This window comes from Streptomyces sp. NPDC044044 (assembly GCF_056434405.1).
In genome coordinates this window covers 608,759-635,458 of sequence record NZ_JBWKFG010000003.1, presented here as the reverse complement: position 1 = coordinate 635,458, position 26,700 = coordinate 608,759, and the positions used below count along the sequence as shown (strand labels likewise).

Annotated in this window: 16 protein-coding genes; 3 read left to right on the top strand and 13 right to left on the bottom strand. The window is 72.0% G+C overall.

Going from position 1 to position 26,700, the window contains the following annotated elements; translation table 11 throughout:
• The 6 genes from nudC to AC07AG_RS13745 form a co-directional block, all read right to left on the bottom strand.
• A complete protein-coding gene (gene nudC / locus AC07AG_RS13770) occupies positions 1–948 on the bottom strand; it encodes an NAD(+) diphosphatase (RefSeq protein ID WP_478754897.1) in 948 nt (315 codons plus the stop codon).
• A gap of 58 nt (positions 949–1,006) precedes the next feature.
• Positions 1,007–2,428 (bottom strand): dipeptidase, encoded by a 1,422-nt coding sequence (locus AC07AG_RS13765; protein WP_478754895.1) that lies wholly within the window; start codon positions 2,426–2,428, stop codon positions 1,007–1,009.
• Positions 2,429–2,438: 10 nt separating this feature from the next.
• Positions 2,439–6,086 (bottom strand): UvrD-helicase domain-containing protein, encoded by a 3,648-nt coding sequence (locus AC07AG_RS13760; RefSeq protein WP_478754893.1) that lies wholly within the window; start codon positions 6,084–6,086, stop codon positions 2,439–2,441.
• Positions 6,087–6,163: 77 nt separating this feature from the next.
• Positions 6,164–6,859, bottom strand: a complete 696-nt coding sequence (locus AC07AG_RS13755; RefSeq protein WP_478754891.1) for a hypothetical protein — start codon at positions 6,857–6,859, stop codon at positions 6,164–6,166.
• A 147-nt stretch (positions 6,860–7,006) separates the two neighbouring features.
• Positions 7,007–10,618 (bottom strand): ATP-dependent helicase, encoded by a 3,612-nt coding sequence (locus AC07AG_RS13750; RefSeq protein WP_478754889.1) that lies wholly within the window; start codon positions 10,616–10,618, stop codon positions 7,007–7,009.
• A 167-nt stretch (positions 10,619–10,785) separates the two neighbouring features.
• Positions 10,786–11,322: an MGMT family protein gene (locus AC07AG_RS13745; protein WP_478754887.1), complete on the bottom strand. Its 537-nt coding sequence runs from the start codon at positions 11,320–11,322 to the stop codon at positions 10,786–10,788.
• Between the two features lie 200 nt (positions 11,323–11,522).
• Here AC07AG_RS13745 and AC07AG_RS13740 point away from each other — a divergent pair, with 200 nt between their 5' ends.
• The 3 genes from AC07AG_RS13740 to AC07AG_RS13730 all read left to right on the top strand — a co-directional run bounded on the left by AC07AG_RS13740 (position 11,523) and on the right by AC07AG_RS13730 (position 17,652).
• The gene (locus AC07AG_RS13740; RefSeq protein ID WP_478754885.1) at positions 11,523–14,318 is read left to right on the top strand and encodes a lysylphosphatidylglycerol synthase transmembrane domain-containing protein; all 2,796 of its coding nucleotides are present in this window, start codon (positions 11,523–11,525) and stop codon (positions 14,316–14,318) included.
• A gap of 105 nt (positions 14,319–14,423) precedes the next feature.
• Positions 14,424–15,977 (top strand): alpha/beta hydrolase, encoded by a 1,554-nt coding sequence (locus tag AC07AG_RS13735; protein ID WP_478754883.1) that lies wholly within the window; start codon positions 14,424–14,426, stop codon positions 15,975–15,977.
• A gap of 112 nt (positions 15,978–16,089) precedes the next feature.
• Positions 16,090–17,652, top strand: a complete 1,563-nt coding sequence (locus tag AC07AG_RS13730; protein ID WP_478754881.1) for an alpha/beta hydrolase — start codon at positions 16,090–16,092, stop codon at positions 17,650–17,652.
• A gap of 144 nt (positions 17,653–17,796) precedes the next feature.
• On the opposite strand, the gene moeZ is transcribed toward AC07AG_RS13730, so the two are convergent.
• From moeZ to AC07AG_RS13695, 7 genes are all read right to left on the bottom strand, one after another.
• Positions 17,797–18,975 (bottom strand): adenylyltransferase/sulfurtransferase MoeZ, encoded by a 1,179-nt coding sequence (moeZ, locus tag AC07AG_RS13725; RefSeq protein ID WP_344520509.1) that lies wholly within the window; start codon positions 18,973–18,975, stop codon positions 17,797–17,799.
• Positions 18,976–19,038: 63 nt separating this feature from the next.
• Positions 19,039–19,788, bottom strand: a complete 750-nt coding sequence (locus AC07AG_RS13720; protein WP_478754879.1) for a spherulation-specific family 4 protein — start codon at positions 19,786–19,788, stop codon at positions 19,039–19,041.
• Positions 19,776–20,729: an NAD-dependent epimerase/dehydratase family protein gene (locus tag AC07AG_RS13715; RefSeq protein ID WP_478754877.1), complete on the bottom strand. Its 954-nt coding sequence runs from the start codon at positions 20,727–20,729 to the stop codon at positions 19,776–19,778. The genes AC07AG_RS13720 and AC07AG_RS13715 overlap by 13 nt, the downstream gene beginning before the upstream one ends.
• 153 nt (positions 20,730–20,882) lie before the next feature.
• Positions 20,883–22,127 (bottom strand): hypothetical protein, encoded by a 1,245-nt coding sequence (locus AC07AG_RS13710; RefSeq protein WP_478754875.1) that lies wholly within the window; start codon positions 22,125–22,127, stop codon positions 20,883–20,885.
• Positions 22,124–23,866: a DUF3492 domain-containing protein gene (locus AC07AG_RS13705; protein WP_478754873.1), complete on the bottom strand. Its 1,743-nt coding sequence runs from the start codon at positions 23,864–23,866 to the stop codon at positions 22,124–22,126. Before AC07AG_RS13705 ends, AC07AG_RS13710 begins: the two co-directional genes overlap by 4 nt.
• A 201-nt stretch (positions 23,867–24,067) precedes the next feature.
• Positions 24,068–25,708, bottom strand: a complete 1,641-nt coding sequence (locus AC07AG_RS13700; RefSeq protein ID WP_478754871.1) for a dipeptide ABC transporter ATP-binding protein — start codon at positions 25,706–25,708, stop codon at positions 24,068–24,070.
• Positions 25,705–26,694, bottom strand: a complete 990-nt coding sequence (locus tag AC07AG_RS13695; protein WP_478755547.1) for an ABC transporter permease — start codon at positions 26,692–26,694, stop codon at positions 25,705–25,707. Before AC07AG_RS13695 ends, AC07AG_RS13700 begins: the two co-directional genes overlap by 4 nt.
• Positions 26,695–26,700 lie beyond the last annotated feature (6 nt).

The window sequence follows — 26,700 nt, the reverse complement described above, 5'->3', positions numbered from 1 at the left end:
CTAGCCGACGGTGCCCGGCTTCGGCAGGGGCTTGCCGTACCAGAGCTCGATCAGTCGGGCCGCAATCGAGATCCCGTAGGGAGGCAGGACCTCCCCGGACTCGAATGCGGCCCGCAGGTCTTCCCGGGAGAACCAGCGGGCCTCGGAGATCTCCTCGCCGTCCACGTTGATCTCCGACGACGTGGCGTCGGCCATGAAGCCCAGCATCAGGCTGGAGGGGAACGGCCAGGGCTGGCTCGCGACGTACTCGACGTCGCCGACCACGACACCGGCCTCCTCCCAGACCTCGCGCCGCACCGACGTCTCGATGGACTCGCCCGGCTCCACGAAGCCGGCCAGCGTCGAGAAGCGGCCCTCGGGCCAGTGCACCTGACGGCCCAGGAGCGCGCGGTCCTGGTCGTCCGTCACCAGCATGATCACGGCCGGGTCCGTACGCGGGTAGTGCTCGGCGCCGCACGCCTGGCAGCGGCGGATGTGTCCTGCCGCCGCGATGACGGTGCGCTCGCCGCAGCGCGAGCAGAAGCGGTGCAAGCGCTGCCAGTTCTCCAGGGCGACGGCGTGCACCATCAGGCCCGCGTCGCGGGGCGACAGGAGAAGCCCCGCCTCGCGCAGGCCCGCGGGGCGCGCCTGCTGGTCCATGCGGCCCGGCAGGGAGTCCTTCTGCAGCGCGAAGTAGCTGACGCCGTCGTCGTCCGTGCCCAGGAAGTAGCGGTGGGCCTCGGTGAGGGGCGCCTCGAAGGACGGGGTCATCACCAGTTCGGTGCTGCCGTCCGGTGTCTCGTCGATCAGGACCTGTCCGCCGGAGACCACGAAGACCCGTGTCGTGGGGTGGCTCCAGGCGGCGGCGAGCCAGGCCTCGTCGAGGCGGTGGTGGGCTGCGCGATCGATGCCGCTCGGTGCGGTGAGCGAGACGGGACGGTCAGCGGTGCGGTCGGTCCAGGTGGTCACAGGTGCTTCCAACTCCCCCGATGGAATGGGTGGTTCAGCAAGGTCTACAAGGCGGGGCTCAGTGTGCATCGCGCCCGTGCTCGGCGAGATCGCCCCACAGGTAGGCCGTCGTCTCGACTCCCTTGAGGAGCAGATCGAGTTCGACCTTCTCGTTCGGTGCGTGCCAGCCGTCGGACGGCACGGAGATGCCCAGGAAGAGCACGGGGGCGGCCAGTACGTCCTGGAGATCGGCGGCCGGTCCCGAACCGCCCTCTCGGGTGAAGCGGATCGGCTGCTCGAAGGCCCGGCCCATCGCCCGTACGACGGACTGCAGGGCGGGGTGGTCGAGCGGTGTCAGGCAGGGGCGCGTGGCGGCACCGAAGGTGATCGTGTGGCTGATTCCGTCCGGCAGCTGGTCACCGACCCAGGTGCGTACGGCTTCTTCGATGCGGTCCGGGTCCTGGCCCGCGACGAGCCGGAAGGACAGCTTGAGGAGGACGGACGACGGGACGATCGTCTTGCCGCCCGGTCCTTGGTATCCGCCGCCGATGCCGTTGACCTCGGCGGTGGGGCGGGCCCAGATGCGCTCCAGGGTGGTGTGGCCCGCTTCTCCGTGGGTCGCGTGCGACTTGGCCGTGCGCAGCCAGCGCTCCTCGTCGAAGGGCAGCTCGGCGAAGAGTTCGCGCTCGCGGTCGGTGAGTTCGACGATGCCTTCGTAGAACCCGGGGACGGCCACGCGCGCGTGCTCGTCGTGCAGCGCGGCGACGAGGCGGGCGGCCGCGGTCGCCGGGTTCGGGACGGCGCCGCCGAAGGATCCCGAGTGGATGTCCTGGTCGGGGCCGCGCAGCTCGATCTCGCATTCGGCGAGGCCGCGCATGCCGGTGCAGACCGTGGGGGTGTCCTCCGCCCACATGCCGGTGTCCGAGACGATGACGGCGTCGGCGGCGATGCGCTCCTTGTGCTCCTCGATCAGCGCGCGGAAGTGCGGCGAGCCCGACTCCTCCTCGCCCTCGATCAAGAGCTTCAGGTTCACGGCGGGTGCGGTGCGTCCGGTGGCGGCGAGATGGGCGCGGACGCCGAGTGTGTGGAAGAACACCTGGCCCTTGTCGTCGGCCGCCCCGCGCGCGTAGAGCCGGTTTCCCTGGACGACGGGCTCGAAGGGGTCGGTGTGCCAGCCGTCCTCGCGGGCGGCGGGCTGCACGTCGTGGTGGCCGTAGACGAGGACCGTGGGGGCCTCGGGGTCCCCGGAGGGCCACTCGGCGAAGACGGCGGGAGCACCGGCTGTCTGCCAGACCTCGGCGGTCGGGAAGCCGGTCTCCTTGAGCTGGGCCGCGAGCCAGTCCGCGCTGCGCCGCACGTCCTGTGCATGGTCGGGCTGTGCCGACACGGACGGGATGCGCAGCCACTCGGCGAGTTCGTCGAGGAAGGCGGCACGGTGGGTCTGGATGTACGTACGAACGGCGCTGACGCCACTGACGTCACTGTCAACGGACTGGCTCATGGTCACGAGCCTAGCCGCCCCCGGGAGCCGGATCGTCCGGTGGTTCGTCACCCGGCTGCCCGCCCGGTTCCTCGATCAGGATCCGCTCGAGCTCGGCCCTGCCCGGCAGGTGCGCGGGGCGGGAGGTCTCGCCGCTGCGCACGTACAGGAACGCCGCCCTCACGGACTCCGGCGGCACTCCGTGCAGCTCGGCCCAGGCCAGGCGGTAGACGGCGAGCTGCAGGGGGTCGGCGGTGCGGGTGCGGCTGGTCTTCCAGTCGACGATCTCGTACGTCACGTCGTCGCCGTCGACCTCCTTGTAGACCGCGTCGATCCGGCCGCGGACGACGCGGCCCGCGAGCGTCAGCTGGAAGGGCACCTCGACGCGGTGGGGGGTGCGGTGGGCGTACTCGGTGCGTTCGAAGGCTTCCTTGAGCGCTTCCAGATCGCGTTCGTCGGCGATCTCGGCCTCGCCGGGGCCGCCGCCCGGCAGGTCGTCGGGGGCGAGCAGCGGCAGGCGCAGCTCCTCGAAGCGGGTCTCCACCCAGGCGTGGAAGCGGGTGCCGCGGCGGGCCGCGGGCTGCGGCGGGCGCGGCATGGGGCGCGCGAGCTCCTGCGCGAAGCCCTCCGGGTCGGCGGCCAGGCGCAGCACTTCGGACGCGGTGAGGGAGGCGGGGACGGGGATGTCCCTGATCGCCTCGCGGGCGCGCAGGAGTTCGCCGGTGAGGGCGTCCAGGTCGCGGTCCCAGGAGGCGAGGGTGCGGGATTCCTCCGGGGTGAGGCGGGGCTCCTCCGGGGTGAGGCGGGGGTCTTCCGGGACGACCGTCCGCTCCGGGGTGGCCTCCGGGACAGGCTCGGGAGCGGGGTCGGTGGGGTCGGCGGGGTGCGGGCGGGCGTCGGGTCCGGAGGGCGGGGCGGCCGCCTGGTGCGGGATCGCCGGGCGGGCCGACGTCCAGGACTCCCAGTCGTCGGGGTCGGCGGGATCGGCGGGGTCGGCGGGGTCGTCTGCCTCGGGCAACCCGGCTTCTTCGTAGGGCGGCTCTTCGTCCTCCGGAGGCGGTGGCCAGTCCGGGTCCTCGGACGGGGGCACGTCGTCGTACGCCGACGGATGGGGCTCTTCGTGCGAGCGGGCGTCGTCCGGCGCCCCCTCCCCCGTCAGATCCCCCGTCAGATCGCCCGTCAGGCGGTCCAGATGAGTGAGGACCGTCTGCGCGGCGGCCCGGCGGCGGGCCAGGGACGTGTCGTCCAGCGGGAGCGGCCACGCGTGCTCGGCGGCGCCCTCCGCCAGGGCGGGGTTCTCCTCGCCCTCCTCCGGTTCGTCCGCCCAGGCCTCGATCTCCCCGTGACCCACCGCGCAGTGGTCGTACAGCGCGCGCAGGAAGTCCGAGGGGCCGCGCGGCTTCTTCTGCGAAGGGCCCCACCAGTGGCCCGAGCCCAGGAGCAGCGAGCGGGGGCGGGTGAAGGTCACATAGCCGAGGCGGAGCTCCTCGGTGCGCTGGTGCTCCTTCATGTCCTCATGGAACGCCTTCATGGACCGGGAGTCCCACGCCTCGATGTCCGGCAGGGTCGCCGCGTCCCCGCGCAGCGCGTGCGGGACGACCTTGCCCTGGGCCGTCCACTTCTCACGCCCCTGGGTGCTCGGGAACGTCCCGGTGACCAGACCGGGGACGGCCACGACGTCCCACTCCAGGCCCTTGGACTTGTGGGCGGTGAGCACCTTGACCGTGTTCTCGCCGCCGGGCAGGGCGTTGTCCAGGCCCTTCTCGTACTGCGCGGCCGTCCGCAGGAAGGCGAGGAAGGCCAGCAGGCTCGCCCCGCTGTCGTTCGCGGCGAAGGAGGCGGCGACGTCCAGGAAGTTCGAGAGGGTCTCGCGGCGGCGGGCCGCGAGAGCGTGCGGTGACGCGGAGAGTTCGACTTCGAGGCCCGTGACGGCGAGCACGCGGTGCAGCACGTCCATCAGGGGGTCGGCCAGCGAGCGGCGCAGATCGCGCAGTTCGGCGGCGAGACGTGCGAACCGCACCCTCGCCTCCGGCGAGAAGGGCAGCCCGTCGTCCTCCGTGTCGTCGTCCAGGGGCGTCTCCAGGAACGTGTCGAGCGCGTCCGCGAGCGATATCACCTCGGCGGGGTCGACCCCCTCGACCGCCTCGGCGAGCCGCCGGTCCGGGTCGTCGGGGGCCGCGTGCCCATGGCGTACGAGGAGGCGTGCGCGGCGGCCCAGGAGGGCGAGGTCGCGCGGGCCGATGCGCCAGCGGGGGCCGGTCAGGAGGCGCACCAGGGAGGCGTTCGCACCCGGGTCCTGGAGCACCTCGCAGACGGCGACCAGGTCGGCGACCTCCGGGAGGTGCAGGAGCCCGGAGAGGCCGACGACCTCCACGGGGACGTCGCGGGCGACCAGCGCGCCCTGGATCTGCGCGAAGTCCGTCGCCGTGCGGCACAGGACCGCGATCTCGCCGGGGGCCTTTCCGGTGTTCACGAGGTGCGCGATGGAGTCGGCGATCCAGCCGATCTCCTCGGCATGCGTGCGCAGCAGGGCGCAGCGCACCATGCCGTCGCGCTCGGCGCCCGGCGCGGGCCGCAGGGCCTCCACGCCCGCGTGCATCGCGCGCAGCGGCTCCGCGAGGCCGTTCGCCAGGTCCAGGAGGCGGCCGCCGCTGCGGCGGTTCTCGCTGAGCGCGTGGCGGGCCGCGGGGCGTCCGTCGGCGTACGCGAAGTGCTCGGGGAAGTCGTCCAGGTTCGCCACGGAGGCGCCGCGCCAGCCGTAGATCGCCTGGCAGGGGTCGCCGACCGCCGTCACGGGGTGGCCCGTGCCGCCTCCGAAGAGGCCTGCCAGGAGGATGCGCTGGGCCACCGAGGTGTCCTGATACTCGTCGAGCAGGACGACGCGGAACTCCTCGCGCAGGATCTCGCCGACCTCCGCGCGAGTGCGGGCCAGCGTCGCGGAGAGGGCGATCTGGTCGCCGAAGTCGAGGAGGTCGCGGGCGCGCTTCGCCTCCCTGTAGCGGCCGACGAGCTCGGCCAGTTCGAGCCGTGCCTCCGCCGTCTCCGGCACCTTGCGCAGGTCGGCGTTGGAGAGCTTGGCGCCTTCCAAGGCGCGCAGCAGCTCGGTGTCGTACGCGCGGAGCTTCTCGGGGCGCACGAGGTGCTCGGCGAGCTCGCTGTCGAGCGCGAGGAGGTCGCTGACGAGGTCCGGGAAGGAACGGGTCAGCGCGGGATAGGGGCCCGGCGCCTCGCGCAGCACGCGCGCGGCGAGCTGGAAGCGGGTGGCGTCGGCGAGGAGACGGGCGGTGGGTTCGAGCCCTATGCGCAGACCGTGGTCGGTCAGGAGGCGTCCCGCGAAGGCGTGGTACGTGGAGATGACCGGCTCGCCCGGGGGGTTGTCCGGGTCGAGCGCCTCGGGGTCGGTGACCCCGGCCTTGATGAGCGCCTGGCGCACGCGCTCGGCGAGTTCGCCCGCCGCCTTGTTCGTGAACGTGAGGCCGAGGACCTGATCGGGAGCGACCTGCCCCGTGCCGACCAGCCAGACCACGCGGGCCGCCATCACCGTCGTCTTGCCCGACCCGGCTCCGGCCACGATCACCTGCGGGGCGGGCGGCGCCGTGATGCAGGCCGTCTGCTCCGGGGTGAACGGGATGCCGAGGAGCTCTTTGAGCTGCTCGGGGTCGGTGATACGAGATGGCACGTCAGAGAGGCTAGCGGCGGCCACTGACAATCGGGGCATCTCCGGTTGTCGGGTGGCCGCCGTCACCCATGACGATGTCAGGGCTTCATGAGCTCTTCCATGTCCATGACGTCACCCGGGGCCGGCGCCTTGACGGACACGGGCGTGCCGTAGTCGGTGAAGTTCATCGTGCCCGGGTCGTCCTTGCCGGTCGAGACGACCTTCAGGAAGTACGGCTTGCCCTCGGCGGCGACGTAGAAGGTGGTCTTCTTGCCCGACTTGTTCTTCGTGAGCACGGCCGCCTTCTTGCCGTCGACCTCGGAGTCGTCCTCACGCTTGAGCTTCTTGAGCTCCTTGGACTGGAACATGGCGTCCGCGTCGCAGACGCCCTCGCCCCCGGCGTTGGGCGACTTCACCCACTTGCCCTTGAGGCGCGACGCCTGGCCGCTGCCGTTCATGGCGTCCTTCCAGAACGCCTCGTCGCCCTTCATGTACTGGGTGTCGCCGGACACGAGGAGCTCGGCGGTGCCGTCCGCGCCGCCGTCCATCTTGCCCTTGCAGTCACCGGACTTGGCGACCGAGAAGTCGACGTGGAGCGGCTTGCCGTCCTGCTTGCCCTCACCGGTCACCTTGAAGGAGCCCGCGCCCTTGGACGTGTCGGCCGCCTTCTTGGCGATCTTGTCGGCGCTCATCCCCTCGAAGGGGTCCTTCTCCTCGCTGGAGCAGCCCGTGACGCCGACGAACACGGTGGCACACGCGACTGCCGCGGCCAGGAGCTTCCGGTTGGCTGCCATGTCTGTATCTCCTCGGGAAGGTGCACGATCGGAGGGTCCACTGGTGCACAAATCAGCTTTACCGAGACTTTAGATGGCCTGTGAGCCTGCTATGAAAGCAGCTGCCGAGACGTGACGTTGGCCACTGGCGGTGCTGTTGCCGCCACGTCACTCCACGACCTGCCGGCCCTCCGGCCGCGCGCTGCACGAGGCGCGGAAGGCGCAGTGCGTGCAGTGCTGGCCGGTGGTGGGAGAGAAGCGTTCGTCGAGGACCTTGCCGGCCGCGGTGGCGAGGAGGTCGCCCACCCACTCCCCGGAGAGCGGCTCCTGGGCCTGCACCTTGGGGAGGGTCTCGCCGCCGTCCTTCTTGGCGGCGCCCTGGCGCAGCTGCACCAGTTCCGCGCCGCCCGCTTCCGGACGTACGCCTTCGAAGGCGTCGTCGACCGCGCCCTCGCGAAGGGCGAGTTGGTAGACGGCGAGCTGCGGGTGGCGCGCCACTTCGGCGGCGGTGGGGGACTGTTTGCCGGTCTTGAAGTCGACTACGTAGGCGCGGCCTTGCGCGTCCTGCTCGACGCGGTCCATGGAGCCGCGCACGCGTACTTCGTAGGGGCCCGCTTCGAGGGTCACGTCGAAGTCATGCTCGCTGCTGACGGGAGTGCGGGTCGCGCGGTCCGTCACATGCCACTGGAGGAAGCGTTCGAGCGCCACGCGCGCGTGCTCCTTCTCCTGTGCCGACTTCCAGGGGGCGTCGAAGGCCAGCGCGTCCCAGACGGAGTCGAGGCGCTCCATGAGGACGGCGAGGTCGGCGGGGGTCGTGCCGGACGCGACCTCGTCGGCCAGGACGTGCACCACGTTGCCGAAGCCCTGGGCGGCGGTCGCGGGGGCGTCCGCCTTCACCTCGCGGCCCAGGAACCACTGCAGGGAACAGGTGTTGGCGAGCTGGTCCAGGGCGCTTCCGGAGAGGACGACGGGCTTGTCGCGGTCCCGCAGGGGGACTTCGCTGGCCGTCGGCTCGTACATGCCCCACCAGCGGTACGGGTGCGCCGACGGCACAAGGGGGCGCCCGTCGGCGTCGCTCAGCGCGGCGAGCCGGGCGAGGCGGTGGGCCGCGGCCTCGCGCAGGGGCTCCGATACGCGGGGGTCGACGGTGGTGGAGCGCAGCTCGGCGACGAGCGCGGAGACGGACAGGGGGCGGCGCGGGCGGCCCGTTATGTCCTTGGGCTCGACGCCGAGTTCGGTGAGGAAGCGGGAGGGCTGGTCGCCGTCGTCCGCGGGGGCCTTGACCGCGGTGACGACGAGACGTTCACGCGCGCGCGTGGCGGCCACGTAGAACAACCGGCGCTCTTCGGAGAGGAGCGCTCCGGGAGTGAGAGGCTCCGCGAGGCCGTCGCTGCCGATGCGGTCGGCCTCCAGGAGGGAGCCGCGGCGGCGCAGGTCGGGCCAGAGGCCTTCCTGGACTCCGGCGACCACCACGAGCCGCCACTCCAAACCCTTGGAACGGTGCGCCGTCATCAGGCGTACGGCGTCGGGGCGTACCGCCCTGCGCATGAGGGTGTCCGCGGCGATGTCCTGCGCCTCGGTCTCCTCAAGGAAGTTGAGAGCTCCGCGCCCGCCGGTGCGCTCCTCGGCGCGGGATGCGTACGCGAACAGGGCGCAGACCGCGTCGAGATCGCGGTCCGCGTTGCGCCCGGCGGCGCCTCCGCGACGTGCGGCCCGCTCAAGGCGGCGCGGCCACGGCGTGCCGTCCCACAGCTCCCAGAGCGCCTCCTCGGCGGTGCCGCCGCCCGCGAGCCGCTCACGGGCCTTGCGGAGCAGGGCGCCGAGCCGCTGGGCACCACGCGCGTACGCGGGATCGTGCGCGACGAGCCGCTCCGGCTCGGCGAGCGCACGGGCAAGAAGCTCGTCGGAGGGCGGCGGCAGATGATTCCCCGCGGCACGCTCCTCCGCACGCAGGGCCCGGCCGAGGCGACGGAGGTCGGCGGCGTCCATGCCGGCGAGGGGCGAGGTGAGGAGGGTCAGGGCGGTCTCGGTGTCGAGCCAGGTAGGAGCCGTGGCGTTCGGCGCGGGCCCCGGATCGGCATCAGCCACGCCTTCAGACTCAGCCACCCCTTCTGACTCAGCCGCGCCTTCAGACTCAGCCGCGCCTTCAGACTCAACTGCGCCTTCAGACTCAGCCGCACCTTCAGACTCAACCGCACTTTCAAGCTCAGCCGCGCCTTCAGACTCAGCCTCGCCCTCAGGACCAGCCTCGCCCTCACGATCAACCGCGCCCTCAGGACCAGCCTCGGTGTCAGCCCCCGCCAGAGGCTCCGGCCCCGGCTCCGGCTCCGCCCCAGCAGCCGACACCTGGTCGACCACCCCGTCGACCACCCCGTCGACCACCCCCATGGCCACCGCCCGCAGCGCCGTAAGCAACGGCGTCACCGCCGGCTCGTGGCGCAGGGCGATGTCGTCGCCGTCGATGTCCAGGGGTACGCCCGCCGCGGTGAGGCTGCGGCGGACCGCCGGGATCGTGTGGGCCCCCGCGCGGACCAGGACCGCCATCTCGCTCCAGGGGACCCCGTCCTCCAGGTGCGCGCGGCGCAGGATGTCCGCGATGTTGTCGAGCTCGGCACCGGACGTCGGGTACGTGTACGCCTCGACGCGGCCGCCGTCCCTGACCGCCGCCAGGTCCCGGTGGGCCCGCACCTTCTCCGCGGGCAGCCTGGTCAGCGGCATGCGCCGGGTCAGCAGGCGCGTGGCCGCCAGGAGCCCCGATCCCGATCTGCGGGACGTCGTCAGGACCTCCACCGGCGCCGCTGTGCCGTCCGTGCGCGGGAAGGCGTCGGGGAACTCCAGGATGCCGTTCACGTCGGCGCCCCGGAAGGTGTAGATCGACTGGTCCGGGTCGCCGAACGCGACGAGGGAGCGTCCGCCCCCGGCCAGCGCGTGCAACAGCCTCACCTGCGCGGGATCCGTGTCCTGGTACTCGTCCACGAACACCGCGTCGTACTGCGCGCCGAGCGCCCGCGCCACCTCGGGGCGCCGCGCGAGCAGCACCGCGCGGTGCACCAGTTCCGCGTAGTCGAGCACTCCCTGCATGTCGAGCACGTCCAGGTACTCGGCGAGGAACGCCGCCGCCGCGCCCCAGTCCGGGCGCCCCGCGCGGCGGGCGAAGGCGTCCAGGGCGTCGGGGCCGAGGCCCAGCTCGCGGCTGCGGGCCAGGACCGCGCGCACCTCGTCGGCGAAGCCCCGCGTCGTCAGGCAGGCGCGCAGCTCGTCCGGCCAGCGGACGTGGGAGCGCCCCTCCCCCGCCAGGTCGATCTGGCCCGCGAGGAGCTCCCGTACGGCCACGTCCTGCTCGGGACCCGAGAGGAGTCGGAGCGGCTCGACGAACAGGTCCGCGTCCTGGTGGGCGCGGATGAGGGCGTAGCAGAAGGAGTGGAAGGTCGTCGCCTGCGGGGCGTTGGCCGCTCCTATGCGCAGCGCCATGCGGTCGCGCAGCTCCACCGCGGCCTTGCGGCTGAAGGTCAGGACCAGGACCCGCTCCGGCTCCGTGCCCTTCGCGATCCGCGCGGCGACGGACTCCACGAGCGTCGTCGTCTTGCCCGTGCCGGGTCCCGCCAGGACGAGCAGCGGTCCTCCGGGGTGGTCAACCACCGCACGCTGCCGTGCGTCAAGACGAGGGGGGTCCACGCGGACCGGCGGTGTACGCACCAGTCGATAGGCGCCCTGGGCCCCCTGTCGCACCTGACGGTGCGACGGGTGCCGGGTGTGCCGGGCGGAAGAAGTGGAGCTCACGTGGGTCGCCGGTCCTGGTGGGTGTACGTGGTGAAAAACGGCTGCGCGATGGCTGCGGGGTGAGAGAAATGCGTGCTGTCGACGCTACGCCAGCGGGCGTGCGGGACGTGTGGCTTCCCCCGTACGGGCCACTGGTCCCCCGCGACGCCGCGGGATGGCCGAAGCTGTCAGGTGTGAGCCCCCGGAGCCTGCGGACGAGCGGCGTCGCCGCTTCCCACCGCGCCGCCACGCAGCGCGTCGCCGCTTCCCGCCGCGCCGCCACGCACCGCGTCGCCGCCGCCCCGACGCGAAGCCGTGCCGTCGCCCCCGCGCGGATCCGCGTTGCCGTCCTCACCCGGATGAGCGCCGTCCCAGCGCGCCCGGCGCATGTCGAGGCGCGGCACATGGCCCTCGGACGCGCGGCCCGCCTCGCGCAGCGGCGTGCCCTCCGCGCGGTAGTGGCCGAGCGCCCGCAGCTCGTGGCCCGGCAGCAGCCGGCCGTCCGCGCGCACCACGCGCCACCACGGAACCGCGTCCCCGTAGAGGGCCATCACCCGGCCGACCTGCCGGGGGCCGCCCTCCTCCAGCCACTCCGCGACGTCCCCGTACGTCATCACCCGACCCGGCGGGATCAGCTCCGCGACCTCGAAGACCCGCTCGGCGTACTCCGGGTACGCCGAGAGGCCTTGCTCCGGTGGGGTGGCGGCTCCGCTCTCCTCGCTCATCCGCACCATCCTGCCGTACCCCACCGACACAGTGACGGGCCCGCGACAGAGTGTGCGGCACGAGACAAACTGGAGCCCGGTGAACACTTTGCGCCCCCGCATTGCACCCTGATGCCCCCCTCTGTCGGTGCGGCATGCCACCATCGTGCGGGCGGTGACTGGTGATACGAGATCAAGAAGAGGCGACGGAGCAGCAGGATGTGCACCCCGATGAGTCGGCGGGCACCCCTGCGGCCGAGGCGCACCCGGACACCGGTGGGCACTCCCTGAAGAAGCACGAGAAGTTCGAGAAGTCCGGCAAGGACGAGGACGGGCGGCCCGGAGCCGAGCAGGACACCGGCGCCTCCCTCGTCCGGGACGACTGCGCCGACGGCGAGGGAGCCCACGCCGACCGCGTCGCCGGTGACGAACCGCTGCTCTCCGCGCGCGTGCACCGTCCGTCGGACCTGATGCGACTGCTCGTCGGCGTCCTCGGGATCGTCATCGTCCTCGCCATCGCCGCGTTCGCGCACGGCACGACGTCGGGTCTCGCCCAGGACATCGACAAGGGCACCGACCAGGCACCCGACCTCCTGATCAAGTTCGCGGGACTCACCGCGAGCATCGGCGTCCTGCTCGTCCCCGTGGCGTTCGCCATCGAGCGCCTGGTCAAGCGGGACGGACTGCGCATCGCCGACGGCGTCCTCGCGGCCGTCCTCGCGCACGGCGTGACGCTCGCCACCGACCTCTGGGTCGCCAAGGCCGCCCCGGACTCCATCCAGGAGGCGCTGACCCGGCCCTCGCCCGGCGATCTGCACGCGCTCACCGACCCGGTGCACGGCTATCTCGCGCCCGTCATCGCGTACATGACCGCCGTCGGGATGTCCCGAAGACCACGCTGGCGCGTGGTGCTGTGGGTGGTGCTGCTGCTCGACGCCTTCACCATGCTCGTCACCGGCTACACGACGCCGTTCTCGATCATCCTGACGGTCCTGCTCGGCTGGAGCGTGGCCTACGGAACGCTCTACGCGGTCGGCTCGCCGAACGTCCGGCCCACCGGCCAGACGCTGCTCGCCGGTCTGCGGCACGTCGGCTTCCACCCGGTGAGCGCGGCCCGCGAGGAGTCCCCCGACAGCGAGCACGACCGGGGCCGCCGCTACTTCGTCACCCTTGAGGACGGCCCGCCCCTGGACGTCACGGTCATCGACCGCGAGCAACAGGCGCAGGGCTTCTTCTACCGCGTGTGGCGCAGGCTCACGCTGCGCGGCATCACCCAGCGCCGCAGCCTGCAGTCGCTGCGCCAGGCCCTGGAGCAGGAGGCACTCCTCGCATACGCGGCGATCGCGGCCGGGGCCAACGCGCCCAAGCTGATCGCCACCTCCGAGCTCGGCCCCGACGCGGTGATCCTCGTCTACGAGCACACGGGCGGCCGCACCCTGGACTCCCTGCCGGACGACGTCATCACCGATGAGCTGCTGTGCGACACCTGGCGGCAGGTGCAGGCGCTCCAGTCGCGGCGGATCGCGCACCGCAGGCTCGCGGGCGACGCGATTTTGGTGGATCGTTCCGGCACGGTGATCCTGACCGATCTGCGGGGCGGTGAGATCGCCGCGGGCGACCTGGTCCTGCGGATGGACATCGCCCAGCTCCTGACCGCCTTCGGCCTGCGCGTGGGCGCCGAGCGCGCGGTCGCGACCGCGGTCGACGTCCTCGGCCCCGACTCGGTCGCCGACTGTCTGCCGCTGCTCCAGCCCATCGCCCTGACCCGCTCCACCCGCGGCACCCTGCGCAAGCTCGCCAGGGAGCGGTCGCAGCGCGAGCGCGAGGCGGTCCTCGAAGCGTCCCGCAAGGACAAGCTGGCCCGCGCGGCGGAGGCGGACGCGACCGCGGCGGCGGAAGCGGCGGAGACGGTCGACGGCACCAAGGGCCCCGACCGCAAGACCGTGCGCGCCGAGAAGCAGGCCGAGAAGCAGGCCATAGACGTGGCGCTCGACCAGGCCCGCGAGGAGGATCTGCTCACCCAGATCCGTCACCAGGTGCTGCTCATCCGTCCGCAGGCGCCCGTCGAGCCCGCCCAGCTGGAGCGGATCAGGCCGCGCACGCTGATCAGCTTCATCGCCGGCGCCATCGGCGCGTACTTCCTGCTCTCGCAGCTCACCCACGTCGACTTCAACACCATCATCGGCGAGGCCGAGTGGGGCTGGGTCCTGGTGGCCGTGGCGTGCTCGGCGCTGAGCTACTTCGCGGCGGCGATGAGCCTGCTCGGCTTCGTGCCGGAGCGTGTGCCGTTCCTGCGGGCGGTGCAGGCGCAGGTCGCCGGTTCGTTCGTGAAGATCGTGGCGCCCGCCGCGGTGGGCGGTGTCGCGCTCAACACACGCTTCCTGCAGCGCTCCGGGGTGCGCTCCGGCCTCGCGGTGGCGAGCGTCGGCGCATCGCAGCTGTTCGGGCTCGGCTCGCACATCATGCTGCTGATGATCTTCGGTTACGTGACGGGCACGGAGAAGACGCCGTCCCTGTCGCCGTCCCGCACCGTCATCGCCGGTCTGCTCTCGGTCGCCGTGCTCGTGCTCGTGGTGACCGCGATCCCGTTCCTGCGGAAGTTCGTGGTCACGCGCGTGCGCTCGCTGTTCGCGGGCGTCGTGCCGCGCATGCTCGACGTACTGCAGCGCCCGCAGAAGCTGCTCACCGGCATCGGCGGCATGCTGCTCCTGACGCTGTTGTTCGTGCTCTGTCTCGACGCCTCCGTACGGGCCTTCAGCACCACGGAGATGAAGCCGCTGACCCTGGCCAGCGTGGCCGTGGTCTTCCTCGCGGGCAACGCACTCGGCTCGGCGGCGCCCACGCCCGGCGGTGTCGGGGCGGTCGAGGCGACGCTCACCTTCGGTCTGATCGCGGTGGGCGTGCCCAAGGACGTGGCGGCGCCGGCGGTGCTTCTGTACCGGCTGCTCACGCTGTGGCTGCCGGTGCTTCCGGGGTGGCTGTTCTTCAACCACCTGACGAGGAAGGGCCTTCTCTAGGAGGAGGAAGGGCAAGGGAGGGCCTTCTCCTAGGAGAGGGACGCCGGTCCACGGAAGGCCGAAGCAGCCGTGCGCCCCGTCTGCGCCCCCCGCAGGATGGGGAGCATGCCCAACCTCAAGGCGCGTGCCGCCGCCACCGTCGTCCTGCTGTCTGCGACCCTCGCGGCCTGCGGCGGTGACGGCTCCAAGGACTCCGAGGCCGCCAAGGACACAGACCTGTCGGCCCAGGAGCTGAGCTGGAAGGACTGTCCCGCGCCCGCCGCCTCCGAGGGCGGCGGTGAGGCCCCGTCCCCGCTGCCCGGCGGCGCCGAGTGGCAGTGCGCCACCATGAAGGCCCCTCTCGACTGGGACAAGCCCAAGGGGGACACCCTCGACATCGCCCTGATCCGCGCCGCGTCGAGCGGCGGGAAGGACCGGCGGATCGGCTCGCTCGTCTTCAACTTCGGCGGCCCCGGCGGATCGGGCGTCACCACGCTGCCCGCCTTCGGAGACGACTACGCCAAGCTGCGCACCCGCTACGACCTGGTGAGCTTCGACCCCCGGGGCGTCGGCCGCAGCGCGGGCATCGAGTGCGAGGACGACGAACAGCTCGACGCGTACTTCCAGGAGGACTCCACGCCCGACGACGACGCCGAGCAGAAGAAGCTCGTCGACAACGTGAAGAGCTTCAACGGAGCCTGCGAGAAGAACTCCGGCGAGGTGCTCCCCCACGTGCGCACCACCGACGCGGCCCGCGACATGGACCTGATGCGCCAGGTGCTCGGCGACGACAAGCTGCACTACTTCGGCATCTCGTACGGCACCGAACTCGGCGGCGTCTACGCGCACTTGTTCCCCAAGAAGGTGGGCCGAGCCGTCTTCGACGCGGTCGTCGACCCCACCGAGACGGCGGAGCAGGGCTCGCTCGGCCAGGCCGAGGGCTTCCAGCTCGCGCTCGACAACTACGCCAAGGACTGCACGTCGAAGGTCGACGACTGCCCCGTCGGCGACACCGAACAGGATGTGAAGGACAAGATCGCGGGGCTGCTCAAGGACCTGGACTCCAAGCCGCTGCCCGCGCTGCCCCCGCGCAAGCTCACGCAGACCGCCGCCACGAACGGCATCGCGCAGTCGCTGTACTCCAAGGACTTCTGGCCGTACCTCACCGAGGGCCTCGACCAGGCCTACGACGGCGACGGCAGGATCCTGATGACGCTCTCGGACTCCATGAACGGCCGCAACGAAGACGGTACGTACAGCAACATCCAGGCCGCCAACATCTCCATCAACTGCGCGGACGACAAGGCGCGCTACACGCCGGAGTACGTCGAGAAGAAGCTCCCCGGGTTCCGTGAGGCCTCTCCGCTGTTCGGCGACTATCTGGCGTGGGGCATGGTCGGCTGCACCGACTGGGCGGTGGACGGCGCCGCCGACCACCCGGACGTCAGCGCGCCGGACGCGGCGCCCATCGTCGTCATCGGCAACACGGGCGACCCGGCCACGCCGTACGAGGGCGCCAAGAAGATGGCGCAGGCGCTGGGCGAGGGCGTCGGGGTCGAGCTGACGTACAAGGGCCAGGGGCACGGGGCGTACGACAGCAAGAACAAGTGCGTGCGCGGCGCGGTGAACGGATATCTGCTCGACGGCACCGTGCCGAAGGAAGGCACGGTCTGCTCGTGACGTGGTGAGGGCCGCTCACGAGGGCCGCTCACAGTGATCCGGGGCGGCCCGGATCACTGTCAGTGGCCCCGCCTACTATGGCTTGACTGTCTTCCGAGGGGGGAAGCGCTCCATGCCGCGTTTCGTACGGTCAGCGGCGCTGGCCACAGCAGGGCTCCTGGTCGCGGGGCTCGCCGTCGGCTGCGGCGGCTCGTCCGACGGCGGCGAGGGCGACGCGAAGCCCGCGCCGACCGGTCCCGAGCAGTCGCCGAAACCCGACCCCTCCTCGACGCTGCCCGCCTCGCTCACCACCCAGAAGCTCGACTGGGGCGGCTGCAAGGCGAGCGGCAGCGACCCGGCGCCCGGATCCGAGTGGCAGTGCTCGACCCTCAAGGTCCCCTTGGACTACGCGAAGCCGGACGGCGAGACGATCGACGTCGCGCTGATCCGCGCCAGGTCCACCGGCAAGGGCGAGCGCATCGGCTCGCTCCTGTTCAACTTCGGCGGGCCCGGCGGCTCCGGCGTCTCCATGCTGCCCTCGTTCGCCGACATGTACGACACGCTGCGCGAGCGGTACGACCTGGTGAGCTTCGATCCCCGCGGGGTCGCGGGCAGCGAGGGCGTGCGCTGTCGCAGCGACAAGGAGACGCAGGCCGCGGAGTCCGTCGACCTCACGCCGGACACCCCGGCCGAGGAAGCGGCGTACTTCAAGGACGCGGCCGACTTCGGCGCGGGCTGCGCGCGCGACTCGGGCAAGCTCCTCGGCCATGTCTCGACGGTCGAGGCCGCCCAGGACATGGACGTGATGCGCCAGGTGCTCGGCGACGAGAAGCTGCACTACATGGGCATCTCGTACGGCACCGAACTGGGCGGGACGTACGCCCACTTGTTCCCCAAGAAGGTGGGACGCCTCACCCTGGACGCCGTCGTCGACCCGAGCGCGGACTCGGTGGGCCACGCCAAGAACCAGGCGCGGGGCTTCCAGCGCGCCCTGGAGAACTATCTGAAGTCATCGGGCCAGGACCCGAAGGCGGGCTCGCAGAAGATAGTGCGCCTCCTGAAGCGTCTCGACGCGAAGCCGCTGCCCGGATCGGGCGACCGGAAGCTCACCCAGTCCCTGGCGCTCACCGGCATCACGGTCACCCTGTACAGCAAGCAGAGCTGGCCCGCCCTGACGCGGGGCCTGGAACAGGCGGAGAAGGGCGACGGATCGGCGCTGCTCCAGCTGGCCGACGCCTACAACGAACGGGATCCGTCGGGCCGTTACAGCACACAGAGCCACTCGCAGCGCTCGATCTCCTGCCGCGACGCCAAGGCGCGGACGACGCCGGCCGAGGCGAAGCAGCGGCTCGGTGAGTTCCGCGAGATATCGCCGGTCTTCGGCGAGTTCATGGGCTGGGACACGGCGGGCTGGTGCCACGACTGGCCGGTGGCCGGGCTGCACGACTCCCCCGACGTGAGCGCTCCGGGCGCCGCCCCGGTCCTGGTCGTCGGCAACACCGGAGACCCGGCCACGCCCTACGAAGGCGCCCGCAAGATGGCGGACGAGCTGGGCAAGGGCGTCGGCGTCGAGCTGACCTGGAAGGGCGAGGGCCACGGGGCGTACGGCAGCGGCAGCGGCTGCGTGGACGACACGGTCAACGCCTACCTCCTGGAAGGCAAGGCACCGAAGGACGGCACGGTCTGCGAGACCTGAGCCCGCGCGCCTGTTTTTCAGCCCGTCCGGCGTTTGAGGACGAGTCCTTCAGGCGATAGGGCCGCACCTTCAGATAGGCCGAGCCCAATGGAGAGGGGCCCGCACCTTCACAGGTGCGGGCCCCTCTCCGTTCAGGCACTACGCCTAGTAGACCGGCTTCTCGGGCTCGATCTGGTTGACCCAGCCGATCACGCCGCCGCCCACATGCACCGCGTCGGAGAAGCCCGCGGACTTCAGCACGGCGAGGACTTCCGCGGACCGGACACCCGTCTTGCAGTGCAAGACGATCTTCTTGTCCTGCGGAAGGCTCTCCAGGGCGGTGCCCATGAGGAACTCGTTCTTCGGGATCAGCTTGGCGCCGGGGATCGAGACGATCTCCCACTCGTTCTGCTCGCGCACGTCGATGATCTCGATCTTCTCGTCCGCGTCGATCCACTCCTTGAGCTGCTTGGGAGTGATCGTCGAGCCGAGCGCCGCCTCCTGGGCCTCGTCCGACACGACGCCGCAGAAGGCCTCGTAGTCGATGAGCTCGGTGACCGTGGCGTTCGGGCCGCAGACCGCGCAGTCCGGGTCCTTGCGGACCTTGACCTGGCGGTACTGCATCTCCAGGGCGTCGTAGATCATCAGGCGCCCGACCAGCGGGTCGCCCACGCCGGCCAGGACCTTGATCGCCTCGGTGACCTGGATGGAGCCGATGGACGCGCAGAGCACGCCCAGCACGCCGCCCTCGGCGCAGGACGGGACCATGCCGGGGGGCGGGGGCTCCGGGTAGAGGCAGCGGTAGCACGGGCCGTGCTCGCTCCAGAAGACGGACGCCTGGCCGTCGAAGCGGTAGATCGAACCCCATACGTACGGCTTGTTGAGCAGCACGCAGGCGTCGTTGACCAGGTAGCGCGTGGCGAAGTTGTCCGTGCCGTCGACGATCAGGTCGTACTGGCTGAAGATGTCCATCACGTTCTCGGCCTCGAGCCGCTCTTCGTGGAGGATCACGTTCACGTACGGGTTGATGCCGAGGACGGAGTCCTTCGCCGACGCCGCCTTGGAGCGGCCGATGTCGGCCTGGCTGTGGATGATCTGGCGCTGCAGGTTCGACTCGTCGACCTCGTCGAACTCCACGATGCCGAGCGTGCCGACGCCCGCCGCGGCGAGGTACATCAGCGCCGGTGACCCGAGGCCGCCGGCGCCGACACACAGCACCTTGGCGTTCTTCAGCCGCTTCTGCCCGTCCATCCCGACGTCGGGGATGATCAGGTGGCGGGAGTACCTGCGAACCTCGTCGACGGTGAGCTCAGATGCTGGCTCGACCAGGGGTGGCAGCGACACGGGGACTCCGTTGGTCGGTGATTCGGAACGGTTGTTCTCCGCGTAACACTGCCACGCCCCTCTTCATTCCGAGACGCCCGGTCCGATACGCGAGACGATTTCGTCCCAGTACCCGGGCATCGACTCCCACGGGTCGTCCGCTCCCCCACCGTCCACACGGTCGGTGAAGTAGATCGTCGAAGCACCCTGCCAGCGTGCGATGCGCAGCGCCTCGTCGAGATGGCCGCGCGGCATGCCGTGCACGAAGTGGCAGAAGCGCTCGGGCGGATAGTCGGCGGTCCACTCGGCCACCTGTGACCAGCGGTAGTCGCTCCAGGGGCCCGAGAAGGTCACCAACTGGTCGGCGGATTCGGCGTATCCGGGATACGGATGGGTGCCGTGGCCCAGGACGATGTGCGCGTCGTCACAGATGGCGCGCAGGGTCGTGACCGTCCTGCGCACCTCCGGGAGGGCGGCGCGCTCGGTGGGGCAGCGGTCGAGGGAGAAGCCGTCGACCTGGTACCAGTCGAGGTAGCGGTGGGCGTCGGAGACGAGCTCCCCGAAGCCGCGTGCTCCGTACATCACGTCGAGGTGACCGAGGACACGCACGCCCGCGTTCCGCAGCCGCCCCGCCGCCTCCAGGCAGTGCGGGTCGGGCCGGTCGCCAGGCCCCCTGCTCACGTTCAGCACGACCCAGTGCAAAGGGGCACCGGGACGGGTGAGTTGGGACCATTCGGCGGGGGCGACGAGAGGGTGCGCGAAGCCCGGGATGCCGAAGCCGAGACGTACGTCGGTGTGTGCGGTGCCTGTGGCTGTGCTGGTCAGATGCGGCATGCCGCCTCCATCCAGATGTCGGCGAGTGATTCTTCGAGGTTGATCCGGGGGCGCCAGCCGAGCCGGTCGCGCGCGGTGCGCACGTCGGCCTGCTGCCAGCTGCCGCACCCGTCGGGGTAGGGGTAGGCAGCCGGGCTCCCGTGGTCGGATTCGGTGCGGGGGTGCCCGATGGATTGCCGCAGGCCCACTTGGTCGAGCTCGTGCAGCGCTCCGCCGTACCCCGCGACGCGCGCCAAAACGGCCGCCGCGTCGCGCAGCCGCACGGCACGGCCCGCGCCGATGTTCACGATCCCCTGGGCCGCGGAGAGCGAGGCCGCGTGCACGGCCCGCGCCACATCGCGTACGTCGATGAAGTCCCGCTGCACGCCGAGACCCCCGAGCTTGAGCTCGCCGTCACCGGCCTGCATGGCCCGCCGCATGGCCTCGGCGAGCCGCCCGAGCGGCGAGCCGGCCGGGGTGCCGGGCCCCGCGGGCGAGAACACGCGCAGGACGACGGCGTCGAGACCGGACCCGAGGACCAGTTCGGTGGCCGCGAGCTTGCTGACTCCGTACGGTCCGCCGGGCCTGGGCACGGCGTCCTCCGCGGTGGAGGACCCCGGCTGGCTCGGCCCGTACTCGGCACCGCACCCCAGCTGCACCAGGCGCGCCCCGCATCCGCTGCGGCGCAGGGCCTCGCAGATCGTGGCGACGGCGACGGTGTTGTGCCGGGTCAGCTCGCGGGCACCGCCACGGGTGGCACCCGCGCAGTTGATGACGACTCCCGGGTGCACGGCGTCCAGGAAGCGGGTGAGCGCGCCGGGGCTGCCGCTCGCGAGGTCGAACCGTACGTCCGAGTCGTCACCGCGGCCGAGCGCGGTGAGCTGCACCGCCGGGTCGGCGAGCAGCCGGTCGGCGACGAACCGGCCGAGGTATCCGTTGGCTCCGATCAACAGCACCCTCATCGGGCGGCTCCCGGCTTGGATTCTCGGATGCTGGGGGTGCTCATCTGGCGTTCTCCTTCAGGGGGTTGCCGTAATTCACGGGGTAAGGCCCGCGGTGTCGGCCCCGCGGGAGAGAAAGATCTTTCGAGTGGCCGCCGACCGCGGCGCGCACGCTCAAGGCGCCCCGTCGGCATGCGCGGACGCCCGGCTGAGCACCCGCGAGGAATGGAGCAGCAGCACGCCCGCGGCGGCGCCGCACGCGACGACGGGCACGACACCGGGCCCCCAGGCCCGGACCGCCCCCTCGACCGGGGCCGCCAGCCACGCGCACCCGGGCAGCCGCCCGGCGAACACCGATGCGAGCGCACCCACCTCCACCGCGCCCGCGGCACCCAGCATCAGCAGGGGCGCATGCGTGAAGCCGTACGAGGAGAGCAGCCGGGCGAGCAGCAGCAGCGCGCCGAGCGCCCCGGCCCCGGAGGACGCCGGCACCCCATAGGCGGCGCCGGCCCCCACGAGCAGTGCTCCCAGGGCGCAGAGGTACAGCGCGACCACGCACAGGAGCAACGGCCGTACGGAGGCGGTGAATTCAGTGAGCCCCCGGCTGAGCGCAAGACGTCGCCGTGCTCCCACGGAGAACAGCCGCGCGCACCACAGCGCGGGCGCGACAGCGAGCGAGAGCCCCAGTGCGGCAGCGGTCGACGGCGCCCAGGGGCCGTCGGGCCCGCCCGATACGGCGGCCCGCAGCAGCCCGTCGCCGAAGAGGGCGTACGCGACGAGAAGGCAGACCCACGCGCGCGTGGCCGGAAGGACGTGGTGCGCGGACCGCAGCGGGCCGTACCGAAGAGCCACGCGCAGGGCGACGGCCACGGCGAGCGCTCCGCCGAGCCCCACCGCGAGCCGTGCACGCCCCTCGCCCAGCTCCAACCCCACGGCGGCGATCGCGCAGGCCACACCCGGCAGCAGGGCGAACAGCGCCCATCCGGCGGGCACTTCGGGCACCTCTTGGGAGGCGGGCGCCTCGGGGACGGCGCGCTCCTCCTCGTCACGCGGCACGCGCGCGTACATCTCCTCGGCGAGCGCGAACACGTCCCGGTGCCTGAACCGCGCAGCGGTCCTGTCGGTCACTCCGTGCGCCTCAAGGCCCGCGGCGATCTCCAGCGGGTCGACGGCACGCTCGCACAGCTCTCGATGCCGGTGCATCAGCGCCTTCACGGGGTCGACGGCTCCGCGCCGCGCGGGCCTGGCCGCCGCCCCGGCGCCACCACCCGTTCCCGTCCCCGTTTCCGTCCCTGTCCCCCGCCAGGCCGCGGGCTCCCGCACCAGTGCCGTGTCGGCCACCAGCTCCTCCGACCGCACGTCCCACCCGCCGGGGCTCCCCGGAGCCCGTGGCGCGTCCGTCTTCTGCCGCTCGCTCATACGCCCGCCCCCTTCAACCGCTCCGGCAACCGCTCCGGCCTGTCCGCCTCTTGCGCCCAGCTGGGCGCGCCGCCCGGACCCGGGCCCGCGTCACCGCCGCCCGCGGCGACCGCCCACCGTCCCGGCACGTACGCCTCCGCGGGATGGCCGAACGGCACCGGCTCGCCCGCGTCGTCGACCGCCTCCCTGCGCACCGGACAGTGCGAGACGATCTCCAGATAGATGCCGCGAAACGCCTCGATGTTCTGCTCCACGGTGAACAGTTCGAGCGCCCGCGCACGCGCCGCCGCCCCGAGCCGCTCACGCCGCCCGGCGTCGCGCAGCAGCGCCACGCACGCCTCGGCGAGCGCACGCGGATTGCGCGGCGGCACCACGAGTCCGGTGCCTCCGATGACCTCGACGACCGCGCCGACGTCCGTGGAGACCGTCGCGCGCCCGCAGAACATCGCCTCGACCAGGCTGATCGGGAACCCCTCGACGACACTCGAAAGGACGACGACGCTCCCCGCGGCATAAGCGTCCTCAAGGTCGGGCACCTCGGGCGCACCGATCTCCTCGAAGGACACGGGGTTGTCCCCGACGGCGTGCGCGCCCTGGGCCTCGTCCGGGAAGAGCTGCGCGGCGAGCGCCTTGCAGTGCGCGAGGTAGGCGGCGGCTTCCTGGCCTTCCCCGGGCGCCCCGACGATGCGCAGCCGCGCCTTCGGCTCCTCCTTGCGGACCTCCGCGAAGGCGTGGAGCAGGGAGATCAGGTCCTTCGCGGGCTCGATGCGCCCGACCCAGAGGAGGGTGTCGGGGTCTCCCGGGTCCTCCCGGTCGCCGACCTCCGCGAAGCGCGAGGCCTCCATGCCCGGATAGACCGTGCGCAGCTTCGACCGCTCGGCGCCGCACCGCTCCTGCCAGCGGCGGGCGTGCGTGTTGCCGGGGGTGACGATCGTGGCCTGGCGGTACACCTCGGCGGCGAGCCTGCCGTGGAAGGAGGTGAGCAGCGCCCGCGCGGGTGCGCTCAGCGCCTCGTCGCCGGTCGCGAGGTAGTGCGCCCTCAGCTGTATGCCGTACTCGGTGACCAGGAGCGGCACCCCGGAGAAGTGCTTGGCGAGGAGGCCGGGGAGCGCCGCGGGGCCGCCGGACGTGGCGTGGCACAGGTCCACCGCGCCGAGGCCGTCGTCGCCGTACCAGTCGAGGGAGAGCGGCCGCAGCGCGCGCTCCAGGAGGCCCGCCACGGCGAGGAGGTCGGGCACGCGTGCGGTGCGTGCGGCGCGGAGTGCGCCCGGCGCGCGGCACGCGGCCTCCAGGGCGCGCACGGCCGCTTCGGAGCGCAGTGCGCCGACGAGACCACCCTGGTCCCCGGCCAGTTCGGCGAGGCCGTAGAGCGCACTGCCGAAACGGTCCGCCAACGCGTCACGGGCGCCGGTGGCCCCCGCGATGGAGCCCGCCCCGGAGTCGCACACCACCGCGGCCAGTTCGCCGAAGCACTCCGCGAAGCGCCGCCGCGCACGGCGTCCGTACCCGGCTCCGAAGGCGACGCCGTCGTCGTCGACCGTCCACAGGGGCGCCGTCCGCACGCGGTTCACCTGGGGCGGCAGCTCGATCCAGCCCTGCGCTTCCTGCCGCTCGCTGCGGCTGAGGGCGTAGATGTCGAATTCGTGCTGCCCGAGCCCGCGCACGAGCCGGTCGCACCAGAGCCTGGCGTCACCGCTCACATACGGATAGCCACCCTCCGTAAGCAGTCCGATGCGCACGCGTACACCCCCGATCTCCCATATGGAGAGCCGCCGTTGGACCAGCGGCTCGCAGCGGGACGAACGTATGCGGACATGCCGGTGGCGTGATGGACGGTTGTCCATCACGCCACCAAAAGGGGTGAACGGCCGTAACTTTCCCGTGCCGGTTGCGTTCCGTCGCGCTATGACGCCGGGAGAGCGCTCTTTCGCTACGGAGCGTTAAGCTGCGGCCAGCTCCCTGCGGGCCGTGCGGCGCTGCGCGGCGGCCTCCGGGTCGAGCGCGGGCACGGCGGCCAACAGCTGTTTGGTGTACGCCTGCTGAGGCGAGCCGTAGACCTCGTCGACGGACCCCTGCTCGACGATCCGCCCCTGCCGCATCACCGCCACCCGGTCGCTGACCTGGCGTACGACCGCGAGATCGTGCGCGATGAAGACGAGCGCGAGGCCGTACTCCTCCTGCAGTTCGGCAAGGAGCGCGGTCACCTGTGCCTGCGTGGTCACGTCGAGCGCGGACACCGGCTCGTCGCACACGATGATCCGCGGCTCGGCGGCGAGGGCCCGCGCGATCCCGACGCGCTGCCGCTGGCCGCCGCTGAACTCGTGCGGATAGCGCCCGTAGTACGCCGGATCGAGCCCGACGCGCTCCATGAGGTCGCGCACGCGAGCGCGCACCACGGAGTCGTCCCGCTCGCCCCGCGCGCGCAGCGGATCGGCGATGGACTCCCCGATGCCGCGGCGCGGATTGAGCGAGGAGACGGGGTCCTGGAACACCATCTGCACGCCGGCCCGCGCGCCACCGCCAGGCTTCTCCCCGCCGCCCGGCTTCTCCGCGCCGCCCGCCTTCTCCGCGCCCCCGCCATGGCGGATCTCCCCCGCCGAAGGTTCGAGCAGCCCCACCAGCATCCGCCCGAGGGTGGTCTTGCCGCTGCCGCTCTCCCCCACGACCCCGAGCGTCTCTCCCCTGCGGACGGTGAGCGACACCCCGTCCACGGCGGCGAACGCGCGCTTGCCGCGCCCGAACTCCCGCCGCAGACCGACCGCTTCGAGGACCACGTCACCCGGCGCGCGCGAGGCCGCCTCGCGCGGCGCGTCCACCCGGGGCACCGCCCCGAGCAGCTCCCGCGTGTACGCCTTCTCGGGCGCCCCGAGGACCTCGCGCACGGGCCCGCGCTCGACGGCACGCCCGTGCCGCATGACCAGGACGTCGTCGACGCTCTCCGCGGCGACGCCCACGTCATGGGTGACCAGGAGAAGGCCCATCCCGGTCTCGGCCCGCAGCGCGTGCAGCAGGTCGCGTATCTGGGCCTGCACGGTGACGTCCAGGGCGGTCGTCGGCTCGTCGGCGATCAGGAGCTCGGGCTCGCAGGCGAGCGCCATGGCGATGAGTGCGCGCTGCCGCATGCCGCCGCTGAACTCGTGCGGCCGGGAACGCGCCCTGCGTACGGCGTCGGGGATGCCCACACGGTCGAGCACCTCGACGGCACGCGCGCGTGCCGCCCGGCGCGAGGCTCCGGTGTGCACGCGGTACACCTCGGCGATCTGGTCGCCCACCGCGTAGTACGGGTCGAGGGACGACAGCGGGTCCTGGAAGACCATCGCCGCCTTCCCGCCCCGCAGCCGCCGCAGCTCCTCACCGGACGCTTCCTGTACGTCGATGCCGCCGACCCGCACCGCGCCGCCGACGCCCGCGCCGGTGCCCCGGTGTAGCCCGAGCAGCGCGGACGCCACCGTGCTCTTGCCGGACCCCGACTCGCCGACGAGGCCGAGCGCGGCGCCCTTCTCCAGGGTGAAGGAGAGCCCGTCGACGGCACGGACGTCCCCGAAATCGACCACCAGGTCGGACACGTGGACGAGGCTCATGACAGGACCACCCTTCGGTCGGCCACCGCGTACAGGACGTCCGCGACGGCGTTGGCGAGCACCACGAAGAAGCCGGTCACCAGGACCATGCCGACCACGACCGGCAGATCCACGACCTTGACCGCGTGCACGAGTTCGCGCCCCATGCCGGGAAGCCCGAAGAGCGTCTCGCTGAGCACCGCGCCGCCGAACATCGACCCGAAGTCGTTGGCGCTCAGCGCGATGACCGGGGCGACCGCGCCCCGCAGGGCGTGCTTGCCGATGATCGAGCGCTCCCCGACGCCGTACGCACGGAAGGTCCGCACGTGGTCGTCGGCGAGGGTCTCCAGCATCGAGGCACGGGTGAGGCGCGCGTACTTGGCGGCCTCGATCAGGGCGAGGGAGAGCCAGGGAAGCAGCAGGTTCCACGCCCACTGCTGGGGGTCGTCGGTGAACGCGACGTACTGCGGGAAGGGCAGCCAGTTCAGCTGCCCGCAGACCACGATCATCAGCAGCAGACCGATGACGAAGACGGGCGTGGCCGTGCCCGCGAGCGTGACGGCGGTCAGGACGCGCTCGGTGACGCGCCCGCGCCGCCAGGCGGAGAGGACTCCCGTGCCGACCCCGAGGATCAGCCACATCACCATGGCACCGAGCGCGAGCGACCCGGTGACCGGAAGCTTCGCCAGGATCAGCTGGGTGACCTGCTGGTCGCTCTGGTAGGAGAGCCCGAGGCAGGGGGCGTCGCAGTGCTCCACGCCCGTGCCCGTCGAGTAGTCCTGGCCGGCGAAGATGCCCTGGAGGAAGTCCCAGTAGCGGACGTACACCGGGTCGTCGAGCCGCAACTGTTCGGAGACCTGGGCCACTTGGGCCGGTGAGCAGCGCGGGCCGCAGGTGATCTGGGCGACGTCGCCGGGAGCGACGTAGAAGACCGCGTAGATGATCACGGAGATGGCGAGCAGCGTGACGAGGGCGCCCACCGAGCGCCTCAGGAAGAAGCCGCTCATGCCTTG